General features: G+C 56.3%; 12 protein-coding genes. 2 read left to right on the top strand and 10 right to left on the bottom strand.

Annotated elements, in window-relative coordinates; all coding sequences use genetic code 11:
• Positions 1-86 precede the first annotated feature (86 nt).
• From F9C28_RS18385 to lsrA, 10 genes are all read right to left on the bottom strand, one after another.
• Positions 87-1,340: an alpha/beta hydrolase family protein gene (locus tag F9C28_RS18385; RefSeq protein WP_199016715.1), complete on the bottom strand. Its 1,254-nt coding sequence runs from the start codon at positions 1,338-1,340 to the stop codon at positions 87-89.
• A 26-nt stretch (positions 1,341-1,366) separates the two neighbouring features.
• On the bottom strand, positions 1,367-2,725 hold the full coding sequence (locus tag F9C28_RS18380; RefSeq protein WP_199016714.1) for a TolC family outer membrane protein: 1,359 nt from the start codon (positions 2,723-2,725) through the stop codon (positions 1,367-1,369).
• Between the two features lie 2 nt (positions 2,726-2,727).
• Positions 2,728-4,041 carry an HlyD family type I secretion periplasmic adaptor subunit gene (locus F9C28_RS18375; RefSeq protein ID WP_332909427.1) on the bottom strand — a complete coding sequence of 438 codons (1,314 nt, stop codon included), beginning with the start codon at positions 4,039-4,041 and terminating at the stop codon, positions 2,728-2,730.
• On the bottom strand, positions 4,034-5,770 hold the full coding sequence (locus F9C28_RS18370) for a type I secretion system permease/ATPase (protein ID WP_199016713.1): 1,737 nt from the start codon (positions 5,768-5,770) through the stop codon (positions 4,034-4,036). Before F9C28_RS18370 ends, F9C28_RS18375 begins: the two co-directional genes overlap by 8 nt.
• A gap of 764 nt (positions 5,771-6,534) precedes the next feature.
• Positions 6,535-6,831 carry a (4S)-4-hydroxy-5-phosphonooxypentane-2,3-dione isomerase gene (gene lsrG, locus F9C28_RS18365; protein WP_199016712.1) on the bottom strand — a complete coding sequence of 99 codons (297 nt, stop codon included), beginning with the start codon at positions 6,829-6,831 and terminating at the stop codon, positions 6,535-6,537.
• Complete coding sequence (gene lsrF / locus F9C28_RS18360; RefSeq protein WP_199016711.1) at positions 6,828-7,715, bottom strand: 3-hydroxy-5-phosphonooxypentane-2,4-dione thiolase; 888 nt, start codon at positions 7,713-7,715, stop codon at positions 6,828-6,830. The genes lsrG and lsrF overlap by 4 nt, the downstream gene beginning before the upstream one ends.
• Positions 7,716-7,726: 11 nt before the next feature.
• On the bottom strand, positions 7,727-8,725 hold the full coding sequence (gene lsrB / locus F9C28_RS18355) for an autoinducer 2 ABC transporter substrate-binding protein LsrB (RefSeq protein WP_233149162.1): 999 nt from the start codon (positions 8,723-8,725) through the stop codon (positions 7,727-7,729).
• A 16-nt stretch (positions 8,726-8,741) separates the two neighbouring features.
• Positions 8,742-9,734 (bottom strand): autoinducer 2 ABC transporter permease LsrD, encoded by a 993-nt coding sequence (lsrD, locus tag F9C28_RS18350; protein ID WP_199016709.1) that lies wholly within the window; start codon positions 9,732-9,734, stop codon positions 8,742-8,744.
• Positions 9,735-10,772: an autoinducer 2 ABC transporter permease LsrC gene (gene lsrC / locus F9C28_RS18345; protein ID WP_199016708.1), complete on the bottom strand. Its 1,038-nt coding sequence runs from the start codon at positions 10,770-10,772 to the stop codon at positions 9,735-9,737.
• Positions 10,769-12,256 carry an autoinducer 2 ABC transporter ATP-binding protein LsrA gene (gene lsrA / locus F9C28_RS18340; RefSeq protein ID WP_199016707.1) on the bottom strand — a complete coding sequence of 496 codons (1,488 nt, stop codon included), beginning with the start codon at positions 12,254-12,256 and terminating at the stop codon, positions 10,769-10,771. Before lsrA ends, lsrC begins: the two co-directional genes overlap by 4 nt.
• 241 nt (positions 12,257-12,497) lie before the next feature.
• Between lsrA and lsrR the strand changes: the two genes are divergently transcribed.
• Together lsrR and lsrK are read left to right on the top strand one after the other, a co-directional pair.
• Positions 12,498-13,469 carry a transcriptional regulator LsrR gene (gene lsrR, locus F9C28_RS18335; protein ID WP_199016706.1) on the top strand — a complete coding sequence of 324 codons (972 nt, stop codon included), beginning with the start codon at positions 12,498-12,500 and terminating at the stop codon, positions 13,467-13,469.
• A 36-nt stretch (positions 13,470-13,505) separates the two neighbouring features.
• Positions 13,506-15,092, top strand: a complete 1,587-nt coding sequence (gene lsrK, locus F9C28_RS18330) for an autoinducer-2 kinase (protein ID WP_199016705.1) — start codon at positions 13,506-13,508, stop codon at positions 15,090-15,092.
• Positions 15,093-15,360 lie beyond the last annotated feature (268 nt).

Raw genomic sequence — 15,360 nt, 5'->3', positions numbered from 1 at the left:
TGACGAAAGCAGGTATGCCTGAAAGTGTGCGTATTGCCTGAAAACACAACCCGCTACGGGGGAGACTTACCCGAAATCTGATTTATTCAACAAAGCCCATTGACATAAGAAATATTCTCTGCCTTGGTAATATCTCCGGTAGAATATTTAAAGTACAAATTCCCGAACAAATCATGACTGAAAGAGAAGTCGGAAATTTTACTTTCCGTGATATAGGTATTTTCCCCTTCACCGCCATAGATAACATTATAGCCGCTGTGATCTTTGAAGCTATCATCCCCACCGCCACCGTACAAATAGTCGTTACCTGAGCCACCTTTCAACAAATCATTGGTTTCGGTACCCACAATAAATGTCGACCCGGTATGCGGGTTAGATTGATTCAAATCCTCAACCCATACTTTGCTTCTGTTCGGCTCTGACAAGTTAGAGACGATAATCGTTGAGTCCTGATGGGTTAAATCATAAATATCCGCGTTCATGATCCGCGATACACCGTCCGCATACTCACTCCCGACATGGGCCAGCCAGGAAGGTAAATAGACGATAGACATCGGGTTCAGAATACCGGCAGCACTCATGCCCCCATGGTAGTCATTAAAATTGACAATATTATTTGTCGCCGTCTCGCGCGGTGTATCATGGCGGAATAGCGTCTCTGAGGTGAATGCATCACCGTTAAGTGCGCGGAATACCGGGTCATTTTCATAACCAATATTCAGGACATTATCGTTTAACTGATTTTGAATAGGCGAGGCGAAAGCAATGTATTTTGAATCAGTAAAGAACCCATCCCAGGCCCCCTCGGCAGACAAGGTTGCCATACTGTTTACCGCCAGGCCCCCCAGGCTATGGCCACTAACAATGATATCATTGCCGGTTAAACCATTTTCCCGGGCAAAGTCAGCTACCGATGACATCAGGTGGCTATAGGCATTCATCACATAATTTACCGCAACATTGGCAAACGGAATTGCCGAGGCGAGATCATGGCCGATGTCCATCCAGGAGTTTAATTTTTGCTCCAGACTGGAGGCACTGGCATCAGCACCTGTCCCCCAAAAATTGATGCCGATGTTAACCAAATGCCCCTCGGCGTCATATTTCCCCATCACGTTCGCTTCCGCACTGCGAAATAATGCTTTCTCCCCATAAAATGCACCGTGCAGGTTCACCTTACCATCATAATTAAGGATATTTTTATCGAGAATTTTCCAGCCATCCGTTGCGGAATACTGGTAGTTCTGGTCGGTATTACCTCCCCAATAAACTTTCGCCAGTGTCAGGGCATCTTTAATCAATTGGGTGTCATTGCCACCCAGGTAATCAAATACCGGCATAATAACATTCTCCTGTTACATTACATTTAATCGGCAAAGTGCTTGTCCAGTAACATAATATTGTCGCTGGTGACTTCACCGGTTTGTGCGAGCAATCCGAACCATGCTTTGATAACGGCATGTTTTTCAGCGGAAAGCTCAACTCTGGCTTTGTACAAGGTTTGTTCTGCAGTTAATAAGTCGATATTCATTCGCTGGCCAACCAGAATACTTTTTCTGGTCGCCTCTACTTGTTTGCTGGCCGAAACGACTGCCGCACGGTAGGCCGCTATTCGGGTGGGGCCATGCAGGCATTTATTGAGTGATTTTTTTATCGCATTAATGGTCTTCAGGCTCTGGGCATCATGCAGATGCTGTGCCTGTTCATAGCGGGCCGCCGCCTGCCGGGTTGAGGCAGAAACCCGGCCGCCCGAAAAAATATCCATACTGACCCGCAGCCCAATGCTGTCGGTGCGGTATTTCTGATGAACCGTGTTGTCATTACCGGAGTCATTTTGCGAATGCATCGCATACAGCTGTACCTGGGGGAGATGTCCGGCGCGATTGCTTTCAATCTCATAGCGCCGCGCCTCCACATCATGGCCAGAGGCAAGGATATCCGGGTTGTGGGCAAAGGCGCGCTGCTCCCAGTAACGATATTGGGTTGAGGCCAGCGGCAGACGCAGCGGTTTATCCACCAGCAGCGGCAGCGGATGCTCCCCGGGCAGATCGGCGCCAATAATCGCCGCCAGGGTATCCCGGGCGGTCTCCAGGGTGTCCTGGGCATCGCTCTCATCGGCAACAGCAAGACTGAGCGCGGCATCCGTTTCTGCCGTGTCGGTAACCGTCCCCTCCCCGGCGCTATATTGCCGCCGGATGAGCCGCTGTTGCTCCTCCAGCGCCTGGCGGTGCATCACCGAAAGCTGGCGCCGCTGCTGGGCTTCCGCCAGCGCCAGCCAGGCATCCACCAGCCGGGTTTGCAGCGCCACCAGCTCCCCCCGGTAGCGTTCATCTGACTGCAACTTGCGCATAATCCCCATCCGGTAACGGGAGTATGCTTCATAGTCAAACAGCGGCTGCACCAGGGTCACGGAACCGGAATAGCTTTGGTACTGCTGGTGCTGTACCACATCTGTATGCTGGCCCTGGAGATTGGTCTGGCGATATTGCTGTTTTTGCCAGTTGCGCGGGGCCCGCTGATAGCTGAGGCTCACTGTTGGCAATAACCCCGCCCGCCCAATAGAGATATATTCCTCTCCGGCCAGCTTATCCTGCACCGCCGCCAGATAATCAGGATCGTTATCCAGGGCCATAAACCAGGCCTGGGTCAGGGTTATCCCGGCGGCCGGTAATGGCGACCAGAAAACCACGGCGAGTAACAGGCTGACAATTGTCGTTGGCGACATGGCTATTCCTCGATAAACGACTCAAATGCGCGGTCGGCGATGGGTTTCATCAGGTAATTCAGCAGTGAGCGCTCCCCGGTTTTGATAAATACCTCAACCGGCATACCGGGCCTGATAACCTCCCCTTTCAGCATTTTCATGCCCTCCGGGGATACCGCTGCCTGGATTTTGTAATAGGGTTGATGGCTTACCGGGTCCGTCTGGCGATCGGCAGAAACCAGGGTGACAGACCCCGGCACCCGTGGGGTTCGCTGGTGATTAAACGCCGAAAACAACAGGGTAACGGGCAGCCCGTTGTGCACCCGGTCTATCATCGCCACATCGAGGCGTGCCTCCACAATCAGGGTGCTCTTTTGCGGTACCAGCTCCATCAATTGCTCCCCGGGGTTGACCACCGCCCCGGTATTGGCAAGGGTCAGATTCATGATAACCCCATCCTGCGGGGCGGTTATCTGGGTACGGGCCAGATCCACATCAGACAGGATCAGCTGCTTTTTGCTCTCGCTGATTTGCAGACGAATATCTTCCAGCTGGCTTTCAATCTCTTTTTGGTTATCCGCCACCCGCTGGCGGATATCCCGCTGCTTTTGGGCAATCTGGTTGGTCAACTGGACAATATTACTTTCGGTTTCGCTGATCTCCCCCGCCAGGCCAGTGGACTGGCGCTGAGTCTCCAGATAGCGATTACGCGGGTAATAGCCCTCCGCCGTTAACGGTTTCAAATCCTGCAACTGGCGGTTAAGTAGTGCCAGACCGGTCTGTTTCCTACGGCTGGCCTGAATCAAGGCGTCACGCTGGCGGCTAAGCCCGGCAATAGCCTGTTCATCCCCCTGCTGGGCGTTTTTGAGGGCGGTTTGCCGCGCCTGCATCAGTTGATTTTGCTGCCGGATAATCTGGTGTAAGGCCGCCGGTGCAATCTCATCCTCGCCCAATACCGGCTGGCCAATACGGCTTCCCCCTTGCAGCTCCACGTCTAAACGCCGGGCGGTGACCAGTGCCGTAATATAGCGCTGGCGGGCCGCAACCTGCTGGGCCTGGGCCTGCTTCTGGCTGAGCAATACCAGCTGATCGCCTTTACGCACCTGCTGGCCGTCTTTGACCAGGATCTGTGTGACCACACCGCTAACCGGGGACTGGATCACTTTGCGGTAGCCATCCACCATCACGGTACCGGGGGAGGCAACGCCCTTATCCAGCGGGGCCAGTGTCGCCCACAACAAAAACGACCCCATCCCCCCCAGTAAAATCAGCCAGCCAAAGCGGACAAAGTACCGCTCGTTAACCGCAGCATATTCTGTTGTCAGGTTCTCAGACACGGGCTGCTCCTTCCGTACGGGTCATCCGCAGTGAACTTCCGGCGGCGGGCGGGGTTTTCTGGCGTGAAACCTGCTGTAATACCTCCCGGGTGGGGCCAAAAAGCCGCACCTTTCCGGCATCAAGCACCAGCAAATGAGTGGTCAGCGGCAGTACCCCCGGACGGTGAGAGATAATCACTACGCTCTTGTTTCGCTGCCGCAGGCGCTGCACGGCTTGCTGTAGCGCCTGCTCACCGGCCTCATCCAGGCTGGCATTCGGCTCATCCAGCACCAGCAGTGCGGGATCGTTATACAAGGCCCGGGCCAGCCCGATACGCTGCCGCTGGCCGCCAGAGAGCATCGCCCCCCGCTCACCTATCAAAGTGTCATACCCCTGCGGCAGACGCAGGATAATCTCGTGGACCCCGGCCATTTCCGCCGCGGCCACCACGTTTGGCGAGTCAATCACCCCGAAGCGGGCAATATTCTCCGCGACGGTGCCGGGAAACAGCGCGCTATCCTGGGGCAAATAGCCAATGGCGGGGCCGGAAGCCTGCTGCTGCCAGGCATAAATGTCTGCACCATCGAGCCGCACGACCCCTTCGCTGGCGGGCCAAATCCCACACAAGGCCCTGGCCAGGCAAGATTTCCCCGACGCACTGGCCCCCATAATGCCGAGCACATCCCCCGGCAGAACCCGGAAACAGACATTGTGCAGCACCGGGTTATTCACCGTACCCGGCGGGCTCAGGGTCAGATTTTCGACCGTTAATACCCCACTGGCGGCGGGCAACACCACCCCTTCCGGGGCCGGTGGATGCGTGGCCAGTAACCGGTTCACCCGCTCCCATGCCTGGCTGGCCCCCCGATAACTGCGGGAGACACCGATCAATTGCTCCACCGGTGACAGCACCCGGCCAAGTAAAATCGAGCCCGCGATCATCACCCCGGGGGTAATATCCCCGCGGATCGCCAGCCAGCACCCTAACCCCAACACCAGAGACTGGAGCGCCATCCGCCCGGATTTAGTGGCCGATGCCATCAGTGCCGCCCGTTCGCTGGCGGCGCTCTGGCGCTGCAAAAATTGCTGATGCAACCCCGCCCAGCGCGCCCTGACATTGGCCAGCATCCCCAGTGCCTGGACCACTTCCGCTTGCTGTAATGTACTGTGCGCCTGCTGGGCAGAACGCAGCGCCAGGCTCCCGCCTTCATTCAGCAATTGGCGGGTCAGCTTTTCATTGGCGATGGCCAGGGCAACCAGGAAAGCCATCGCCCCAAGGGAAAACACCCCCAGCCAAATATTGAGTAAAAAAATCACCGCCACATAGAGCGGCAACCAGAGGGCATCAAAGGCGGCAAATAGCGCTGGCCCGGTAACAAACTGCCGCAGCGTAGTGAGATCGTTGATGGCCTGTCCGGCATTAACCGTGCCATTTTTGAGGTTGCTTTCGCAGGCCGCCGAGTAAATCGCGGGGGATAGCAAATTATCAAACTGGTTGCCAATACGAATGATTATCATGCTGCGGGCATAATCCAGCAGCGCCATAAAGATAAACATGGCTAAAACCAGCAGGGTTAACATTAATAACGTCGTGGTATTTCCGGCCGGCAGCGCCCGATCATATACCTGTAACATATAGAGTGAAGGCGCTAGCACCAGAATATTAATCACTGATGAGAATATCGCTATCGCCCCGATAACACGGGAACGGCCACGAATAAAGTCTGTAATACGGTTATTAGCTGGCATAGTTTATACAATTTCACAGAGTATGAGCGATCGCATTTTCACAATCACGTTGTGAAAACCTGAGAAAAACAAATTTTCATTATTTGCATTTAACTATTAATAACAGCAGGCCATGTCGAAAGATAAGCCACTACATAATATTCACGGCATGCGCTAACAACTGGAGTGACAGTCCCTGTGCCCGCATATATATCCGTACAAAAGAGGGGTTATTTATTCTATTAATAACATAATAAAACCTTAGCACCCCTGGTAGCCAGAGATCAAGGAAACAGCCACAAACCATAAAATATGTTATAACGTAACAAATTAACAATATTAACACAGAATAAATAACCAATAAGTAACAAAAGATAAGATATAAATATTACATTATTATGAACACACAGTGTGTTATGGCCACGACACTGCGATGCTTCTGGCGGAGGCCCTTGCCATACCACCCCGGTTAGCGGCAATAAAAATGATCACCGCGAAAATCAAAAAAATACCCCTGATAGCCAGGGATTTTATATCCATCATTGCCATAATATTAACATCCACAATATAAATAATACTTTTCAAATAACTCACTTATTATTATAAATATTTCTATGAAATCCCCATAATGACAGCAAGAGCCAATGGGTTCAGTGAAGCAAGTAACGGTACATTCTGTAGGGTGAAATATATTGTCTGAGGCAGATTATCAGAGGGCAGTTCAGAGAGGGAAACGGGAGCCATACCGGGATCTGGCCCCCGTAAATAGAGCAATAAAAATACTGTTATATTTCCGGTAATAACCCGACAAAAGTTCGTTTTTTACGTGGCTCCGACATCAGCGCCTCCAGTTGTTCAACACACGCTAAATAATGTGGTGTTTTTTTATGGGCCAGTACCGCAGCGTCATCCCGGTAGGCTTCATAAATAAAGAAACGCGTATTAATCTCAGGGTCCTGTAATACGTCGAAGCGTAAATTTCCCGGCTCCGCCAGGGCCCCCTGGTGGTTGGCACGGAAGACAGCCAGGAACTCGTCTACCCGCTCCGGTTTGATATTAATTTCAACCAGCGTCACATTCATGATCTGTCCTCCTGGCCCATCTCCAGCCAGTATTGGTACGCCTCCCGGGCGGAGACCCCCTCATGCACCACCTTTTTCACCGCCTGCAGCATGGCAAGCGGTGCGCTGGACTGGAATATATTCCGCCCCATATCAACACCGGATGCCCCCTGATCAATAGCCCGCCAGCACATTTCCAGCGCCGCGTCCTCAGGCAGCTTTTTCCCACCGGCAATCACAATCGGCACCGGGCAACTGGCGGTCACTTTTTCAAAGCCGTCATCGACATAGTACGTCTTGACAAACTGCGCCCCCATTTCAGCAGCGATACGGCAGGCCAGGGAAAAATAGCGCGCATCCCGGGCCATCTCTTTGCCCACCCCGGTAACCGCCATCACCGGTATACCGTAGCGATTGCCGCTATCGGCCAGCTGGATAATATTGCGGATGGACTGGTGCTCATACTCACTGCCGATATAAATCTGGGCGGCGACCGCGCTCACATTCAGGCGCAGTGCATCTTCTGTGGCAACGGCCACGCACTCATTCGACAGCTCGCTGAGGATGGAATTACCGCCGGAGGCCCGCAGCACTATGGGTTTATTGGTTGCCGCGGGCACCGTGCTGCGCAGGATCCCCCGGGTACACATCAGCACGTCGGTTTCATCGAATAACGGCGCGATACTCAGATCAATACGCTCAAGCCCAGTGGTTGGCCCCTGGAAATAACCGTGATCAAAGGCCAGCATAACGGTGCGGTTAGTCCGGGGGTTAAAAATCCTCGCCAGCCGGGACTGCATCCCCCAGTCCAGCGCACCGCAGCCCTTCAGCGAATAGGCCGCATTCTGCTGCGGCCGGTCGAGGCCAAAATCCTTGCCGTCTTTAATATCGTCTAGGTCAGCCATCCTGCCCTCCGTCAAAAGTCGTAGTGATTAATATTGTCTTTGGTGAACACTACCCGCGCCGGCAGCAAGACAATCCCGTTGCCTTTTGCTTCGTACTGGTAGCCCTGCACGCTGTTGGGCTGGACCTTCAGCACGCCGATGCCTTTTACCTCCACACTGTCACCGGGGCTGAGATAGCCCTGCTTCAATAAGTGATCCGCCACACTGACAGCAATCCGCCCCTGATCCATCACGTCCCACAGGCCGAACGCTTTTACCGTGCCGCGCTCAACATACGGGCGCATCACATTCGGGGTGCTGAACCCGACAATCGCCACCCCGGTACGCTTGAGATTCTCTGCCGCCTGGGCCGCTGCCGGTAACGCATTGGCATCCGGGGCAATAATCGCATCAAGATCCGGGTTCGCTTTGAGGATCCCCTCGGCGGTTTGCAGGGATTTGGTGGCGTCGTTATAGCCAAATTGCGTGGCGACGATCTGCCACTGAGGATGCGCCTTGGCGATCTGCGCTTTCGCCGCTTTCACCCACTGGTTCTGATCGGTAACGGTGGGGCTGGAGTAGAAAAACGCCACCCGGGCGTCGGGCTTTGTGACCTGTTTAGCGGCCATCTCCACCAGTAACCCGCCCAGCTGCTGCGGTGTCCCCTGGTTGATATAAATGCTGCGGCACTCGGGGCGGGTATCAGAGTCCCAGGTCAGCACCTTGACGCCGCGCTGCATAGCGCGTTTCAGCGCCGGGCACAGACCGTCTGGCGAAACCGCAGAGACGATAATCGCGTTATAGCCCTGATTGACAAAGTTATTAATCAGCTGGACCTGCCCGGCAACACTCGGCTCGGTAGGGCCGTCATAGGTCACATCGGCCCCCAGTTGCTTACCGGCCTCTTTGGCGCCGTTACCGCCGCTGGTAAAAAAGCCGACCCCAACCAGCTTGGGAATAAAAGCAATGCGATCCGTTGCCTGTGCCGTTAGCGTGCTGAGTGCCAGAGCCAGCGTGCTCCACTGCGCCATGCGTTTCACCGTCATCTTATGCTCCGCGTATTTTCCATGAGAAAAAGCGCCGCCAGGCCATACGCACCGCATCACGGTGCAGGCTAACCGAGCGCCCCATAACCACCACAACCAGTAGCGCCCCTGATAAGGCGCCCGAAACCTGGTTCGCTACCCCCGCCATCTGCAACCCCTGCTGTAAGTACCCCACCAGCAGCGCCGCCACAGCCGTGCCGATAACCGATCCTGACCCGCCATAAATACTCGCCCCGCCGAGTACCGCCGCGGTCAGCGCAGGCATCAGCAGGTCACGCCCTAAATCTGAGCGGGCAGAGCCGTAATACGAGACCATCACCACCGCCGCAATGGCCGAGGCTATCCCCACCAGCCCATACAGCCCATAAGCGATGCCATTGACTGGCAACGCCGCATAACGCGCCGCCCGGGGGTTTTGCCCCACAAGAAACAGATGGCGCCCAAACCGGCTACGGTGGACCAGCAGCCAGAAAAAGCCGCTCAACAACAAAAACAGCACCAGCGCCACCGGGAGGCCCAGCAACGTCTGGCTACTCAATGCGGTAAAGCTGTCGGGAAAGCCGCTTATCCCCTCATAACCGGTGGCCCCCGCCATACCGGACAGCAACAGTGCCGCCCCGCCGTAGAGGTAGAGGGTCCCGAGGGTAATCACCAGCGGGCTAATGCCGGTGTAGTGGATCAGCGCGGCATTCACCAGGCCACACAGCAGGCCCAGCGCCAGGGTCAGCACCAGTGCCACCCCCATCGGCCAGCCGCTTTGCACCATCACGCCCAGCGCAATCGCACACAGGCCCACCGTGGCCCCCGGGGAGATATCAATACCGCCGCTAATGATCACCAGGGTCAGGGGCAAGGCGACAATACCGATACAGATAAAGTCCGTGGTACTGAACAGCAGCACATTGATGTCCAGCATCCGTGGGTTAATCACGCCAAATAGCGCAATTTCGGCCACCAGCAGCACAAGCAGCACGCTTTCCCAGTGCATTTTCATTTATGCCACCTCTTTGTTTTTTGCCGCCGGGGGCGGTGTATTGTGCTGGCTGGCAGGCGGATTGCCCGGCTGGAAGCGGCTGTATTTCAGCTGCCGCTGGTGGCGCGCCAGCGCCTGGCGCAACCGGCCATCCAGCACCAGCACCCCCAGCAATACCAGCCCGGCGATAAAGTCATTCCACCAGGCCGGCAGCCGCAAGAGCACCAGTACCGTGTCAATCTGGGTGAGGAAAAATGCCCCAAGGAACGCCCCCACCAGCGTGCCGGTTCCCCCCAGCAGGGAGATGCCCCCCAGTACGCAGGCGGCAATGGCTTTCATCTCCAGCCCGCTGCCGGTCTGGTTCGGGATAAAGCCTATCTGGGCCGCAAAAATAATCCCGCCGCAGCCTGCCAGCATCCCGTTCAGCGCAAAAGCCAGAATCCGCGTGCGGTTAACCGCCACCCCCAACTGACGGGCCGCTGCCACATTGTCGCCGGTGGCATAGAAATCCCGGCCCGGTGCGGTGCGCGCCAACAGCCAGGCCCCGGCGAGCAGTATCACCATCACCAGCCAGCCAAGGGGGGAAATCCCCAGTGCCAGCGGTGCAGCCAGTGATTTGAGGCTGTCAGGTAACCCTTCAATCCACTTACCGCCAGTCCATAGCAACATTATTCCGCGGTATAACCCCAGGGTGCCCAGGGTGGCGACAATTGCCGGGATGCGCAGGCCAACCACCAGCAAGCCATTAAACGTTCCGGCCAGTAAGCCAACGCCAAGCGCGCAGGCAACCGCCACACTCAACCCGCCCCCCTGATTAAGCACGGCCCCAACGGTTATCGCGCACAGGCCAACAATCGACCCCACCGAAACATCAATATTGCGGGTGAACATCACCAGGGCGGCCCCCATCGCCAGCAGGCACAGTATTTGTGCGCTGGCAAAAATCATCCCCAGGGTTTGCAGGCTGAAATTATCCGAGTCGAGGGCAATAAGTAGGCCAAATAGCGCAATAATGGCGAATAATGCACTGATCTCGCGGTTTTTAAGTAACAGCGTCATAACGCCTCCCCAAATGCCATGGCCATCATGCGATCCACCGAAATGGCCTGCCGGGACAATTCCCCGTTTTGCCTGCCCTGATGCATCACCACCACCCGATCGGCCAGCCCGATAAACTCATCCAGATCCGAGGAGATCATCAGAACCGCCACATTTTGGGCCGCGACACTTTTCAGTAACTGGTAGATATCAGCCCGGGCGGCAACGTCGACCCCGCGGGTCGGCTCGTCGACAATCAGTAATAGCGGGTTGGCCTCCAGGCAGCGGGCCAGCAGGACTTTTTGCTGGTTACCGCCTGATAATGTCCGCACCGGTTGCTCTGCATCCTGCAATTTGATCCCCAGCGCCCGGTGGTAGCGCTCCACCACTGCCGCTTCCCGGCGGCCCTGTTGCCAGATAGACGGCTGGTTAAACAGCACGGTATTCCCGCGTATGGAGGCATCCGGGAACAGGCCGGACACTTGCCGGTCCTCCGGTAAATAGACCAACCCGCGGGCCAGCCGCTGCCGGGTATGCTGATGGCTAATATCCTGATTCTCCAGCCAGATCCGCCCCGATCGCAGCGGGCGCAGGCCATAGAGTGTTTCGGCCAGTTCGGTACGCCCGGATCCCACCAGGCCCGCCAGGCCGACTATCTCACCGGCGTAAATCGCCAGATTCAGATCTGTAAAACCCTCTCCAGTCAGATCCTCACCCCGTAACACCGGAAAGTCCTGGGGCTGGGTACGCCGGTTACCGGGCAAAGCGAGCCATAGCTTTTGGTTATCGCTCAGGCTATTGCCGCGCAGATTGGGTGTCATGGCGTTAATCAGCTGGCCGTCACTGTATTGCGCAATATCGCCACTGAGTGCCATCACCCCATCGCGCATCACCGAGACATGGCTGGCTATCTGGCGGATCTCGGGCAATTTGTGGGAGATAAACACGATCCCTACCCCGAGATCCTGCAGCACGCGAATCTGGTGAAACAGACTCTGCGCTTCGGCGGGGGTCAGTGATGCGGTTGGCTCATCGAGGATAAGGATCTGCGCGTCACGCATCAGCCCGCGCAGGATCTCGACCATCTGTTGATCGGCCACCTCCAGGGTACTGGCCGTGGCCTGTAAGTTAAGCGGGCAATTCAGCTGTTGTAGCTTTTGCCGCAAGCGCATGCCGGGATCCGCTTTGCGGGGGAGCCGAAACAGAATATTTTCCTCCACGCTCAGGTTAGGAAACAGCATCGGCTCCTGGGGCACCAGATACACCCCGGCACGGTGCGCCTGGCCCGGGTTCAGGCGCGTAAAGCGTTTGCCATTGAGCAGCAGTTCACCGGCGTCCGGGGATTCCACCCCGGCAATAATCTTCATCAGTGTCGACTTCCCTGCCCCGTTACCGCCCATGACGGCGTGGACCTGGCCTGGCAGCAGGGCGAAATGGATCCCCTTCAGTACCGTGACGCCTGAAAACTGTTTGTGGATTTGCCGGGCTTCAACCAGTGGCTGCATCGCGCTGCACCTCTTTCCTCATCTATGCACATTGCGTGTGAACAAATGATTTTTTAATTTAATAATGTTCAAAAGCGTAGACGACGAACTATATTTACAAGCGTGCAGAGATCACAGTTTTTTGTTTTATATCCTTGGATAAATCCTGCAGATCATTAATGATCGGTTTTGCCAGTGGCCTCACATTTTCCGGCCCGCTGGTTAAGAACATATGATCTAGATTTTTATAAGAGTTCACTTTATGAGCGAAAAACGCCTTACTGAGGAAAGCCGCTACGCCGGACTGGCGCTGGCGGAAGAGGAACTGGTTGCCCGGGTGGCCTGGTGTTACTACCACGATGGCCTGACCCAGAACGACATTGGCGAACGGCTTGGCTTGCCGCGCCTGAAGATCTCCCGCCTGCTGGAGAAAGGCCGCCAGTCCGGGGTGATCCGGGTGCAAATCAACTCACGCTATGAAGGCTGCCTGGCCCTGGAAACCGCCCTGCAACAGCGTTTTGGATTAAAAATTGCCCGGGTATTACCGGCACTGAATAGCCCGCCAATGAACATACGGCTCGGTATTGGGGCTGCCCAGTCACTGATGGGCATGCTGGCACCGGGGCAACTCCTGGCGGTGGGGTTTGGTGAGGCCACCATGAGCTGCTTACAGCATCTGAGTGGTTTTATCAGCGCCCAGCAGGTGCGCCTGGTGACCCTGTCTGGCGGCGTTGGCCCCTATATGACGGGCATTGGCCAGCTGGATGCCGCCTGTCGGGTAAGCATGATCCCGGCCCCGCTGCGGGTTTCATCCCCCCAGGTGGCCGAGATCTTGCGCCGGGAGTCCAGCGTCCAGGATGTCATCATGGCCGCCAGTGCGGCAGACGTGGCGGTGGTGGGGATTGGCGCCGTTGATCAGCGCCGCGACGCCACCATTCTGCGGGCTGGCTACATCAGCGAGGGGGAGCAACTGATGTATGCCCGTAAAGGCGCGGTGGGTGACATCCTCGGTTACTTTTTACAGGCCGATGGCCAACAGGTAGACGGGCTGGCTATCCATCAGGAGCTGTTGGGGGTCACCCTGGAGGAGCTGGTGCAATTGCCTGCGGTGGTTGGCGTTGCCGGTGGTACAGAGAAAGCCCAGGCGATTTATGCCGCCCTGGTGGGTCAGCATATTAACGGCCTGGTAACGGAAGAGACAACAGCACGCGCGGTGCTGGAGCTGGCTCACTGACAGCCAGGCGCCGCGCATAACCGCGAGGCGCACACCATGAGTTACCTGCTAGCGTTGGATGCCGGCACCGGCAGTATTCGGGCCGTTATCTTTGATCTTTCCGGCCACCAGATTGCCGTGGGACAAGCGGAATGGAAACATCTGAGTGTCGATAACGTGCCCGGCTCTATGGAGTTTGATCTGGCCGTTAACTGGCGACTGGCCTGCCAGTGTATCCGCCAGGCGCTGGCAACCGCCCACCTTTCCGGCGGGGATATCCAGTCCGTGGCCTGCTGCTCGATGCGTGAAGGGATAGTCCTTTATGATAGCAACGGGGATGCCATCTGGGCCTGTGCCAATGTCGATGCCCGGGCCAGCCATGAAGTGGCCGAGCTGAAAGAACTGCATGATTATTGCTTTGAGTCCGAAGTGTATAATGTCTCTGGCCAGACCCTGGCGCTCAGCGCCATGCCGCGCCTGCTGTGGCTGGCCCATCATCGCCCGGACATTTACCGCAACACCGCCACCATGACCATGATAAGCGACTGGCTGGCGGCACAGCTGTGTGGCGAACTGGCGGTGGACCCCTCCAATGCCGGTACCACCGGCATGTTAGATCTGTTCACCCGGGACTGGCGCCCTGGCCTACTGGATATGGCGGGGCTGCGGGCGGACCTGCTCTCCCCGGTAAAAGAGACCGGTACGGTACTGGGGGCAATAACCCCGGCCGCCGCACAGCAGTGCGGGCTACGGGCCGGAACACCGGTGGTAATGGGCGGGGGGGACGTCCAGCTCGGCTGCCTGGGGCTGGGGGTGGTACGTCCGGGGCAAACCGCGGTGCTGGGCGGGACATTCTGGCAACAGGTGGTTAATTTGCCCCATGTCCGCACTGATCCGGAAATGAACATTCGCGTTAATCCCCACGTGATCCCCGGCATGGTACAGGCGGAATCGATCAGCTTTTTTACCGGGCTAACCATGCGCTGGTTCCGGGATGCCTTCTGTGCGGAAGAAAAGCTGATCGCCGAACGTCTGGGTACCGATACCTATACCCTACTAGAAGAGATGGCCAGCCGGGTACCGGCAGGTTCACACGGGGTCATGCCTATCTTTTCTGACGCCATGCATTTTAAGCACTGGTACCACGCCGCCCCGGCGTTTATTAACCTGTCGATTGATCCCGAAAAATGCAATAAGGCGACGCTGTTCAGGGCGCTGGAAGAGAACGCCGCCATTGTCTCCGCCTGTAACCTCGCCCAGATAGCGCACTTTTCCGGGGTCGTTTTTGATCGGCTGGTCTTTGCGGGCGGTGGTGCAAAAGGCGCGTTGTGGAGCCAAATCCTCAGCGATGTTACCGGGCTACCGGTGTATGTCCCCGCCGTGCGGGAGGCTACAGCGCTGGGCTGCGCCATTGCGGCGGGCACCGGGGCCGGGCTTTACGACACTATGGCCACCACCGGTGAAACGCTGGTGAGCTGGCAGCGCCAGTTCACCCCGAACCCGGCCCACCGCGAGCTGTATCAGGGGATGATGGAGAAATGGCGCTCGGTATATGCCGGGCAGCTTGGCCTGGTGGACAGCGGGTTAACCACCTCAATGTGGCAGGCGCCGGGGCTGACGAAAGTCCCCCACTCCGGTGAGTGAGTGTGCGGGTGCCAGTCGGGCCCCTGTCAGGGTATAAACAACAGGGGCAATATGCGACGCGCCGTAATCCATTAATAACACTGACGTATTCCCCTGGCTAACTTTATTATTATTGCTATTCCAGCCACATTATAAGCCACTATTTACCGCATTATTCATTTTGGTAAATATATTAGGGAAGGTGCGAATAAGCAGGTCATTTCTTCCCAAGCTGACTCGCTGATTAAAATTTCGCGGATCTGGGCCGATTTTTTTCCCGCAAACACAT

This window comes from Shimwellia pseudoproteus (genome assembly GCF_016415625.1).
Classification (GTDB): Bacteria; Pseudomonadota; Gammaproteobacteria; order Enterobacterales; family Enterobacteriaceae; genus Shimwellia; species Shimwellia pseudoproteus.
Note: the sequence above shows the minus strand (reverse complement) of the source record. Positions and strands in the feature narration are given on the sequence as shown.

Excerpts from the sequence above, each read along its gene's own strand:
- F9C28_RS18385 (WP_199016715.1), bottom strand. The coding sequence starts at position 1,340 with ATGCCGGTATTTGATTACCTGGGTGGCAATGACACCCAATTGATTAAA.
- F9C28_RS18380 (WP_199016714.1), bottom strand. The coding sequence starts at position 2,725 with ATGTCGCCAACGACAATTGTCAGCCTGTTACTCGCCGTGGTTTTCTGG.
- F9C28_RS18370 (WP_199016713.1), bottom strand. The coding sequence starts at position 5,770 with ATGCCAGCTAATAACCGTATTACAGACTTTATTCGTGGCCGTTCCCGT.
- lsrG (WP_199016712.1), bottom strand. The coding sequence starts at position 6,831 with ATGAATGTGACGCTGGTTGAAATTAATATCAAACCGGAGCGGGTAGAC.
- lsrF (WP_199016711.1), bottom strand. The coding sequence starts at position 7,715 with ATGGCTGACCTAGACGATATTAAAGACGGCAAGGATTTTGGCCTCGAC.
- lsrB (WP_233149162.1), bottom strand. The coding sequence starts at position 8,725 with ATGGCGCAGTGGAGCACGCTGGCTCTGGCACTCAGCACGCTAACGGCA.
- lsrD (WP_199016709.1), bottom strand. The coding sequence starts at position 9,734 with ATGAAAATGCACTGGGAAAGCGTGCTGCTTGTGCTGCTGGTGGCCGAA.
- lsrC (WP_199016708.1), bottom strand. The coding sequence starts at position 10,772 with ATGACGCTGTTACTTAAAAACCGCGAGATCAGTGCATTATTCGCCATT.
- lsrA (WP_199016707.1), bottom strand. The coding sequence starts at position 12,256 with ATGCAGCCACTGGTTGAAGCCCGGCAAATCCACAAACAGTTTTCAGGC.
- lsrR (WP_199016706.1), top strand. The coding sequence starts at position 12,498 with ATGAGCGAAAAACGCCTTACTGAGGAAAGCCGCTACGCCGGACTGGCG.
- lsrK (WP_199016705.1), top strand. The coding sequence starts at position 13,506 with ATGAGTTACCTGCTAGCGTTGGATGCCGGCACCGGCAGTATTCGGGCC.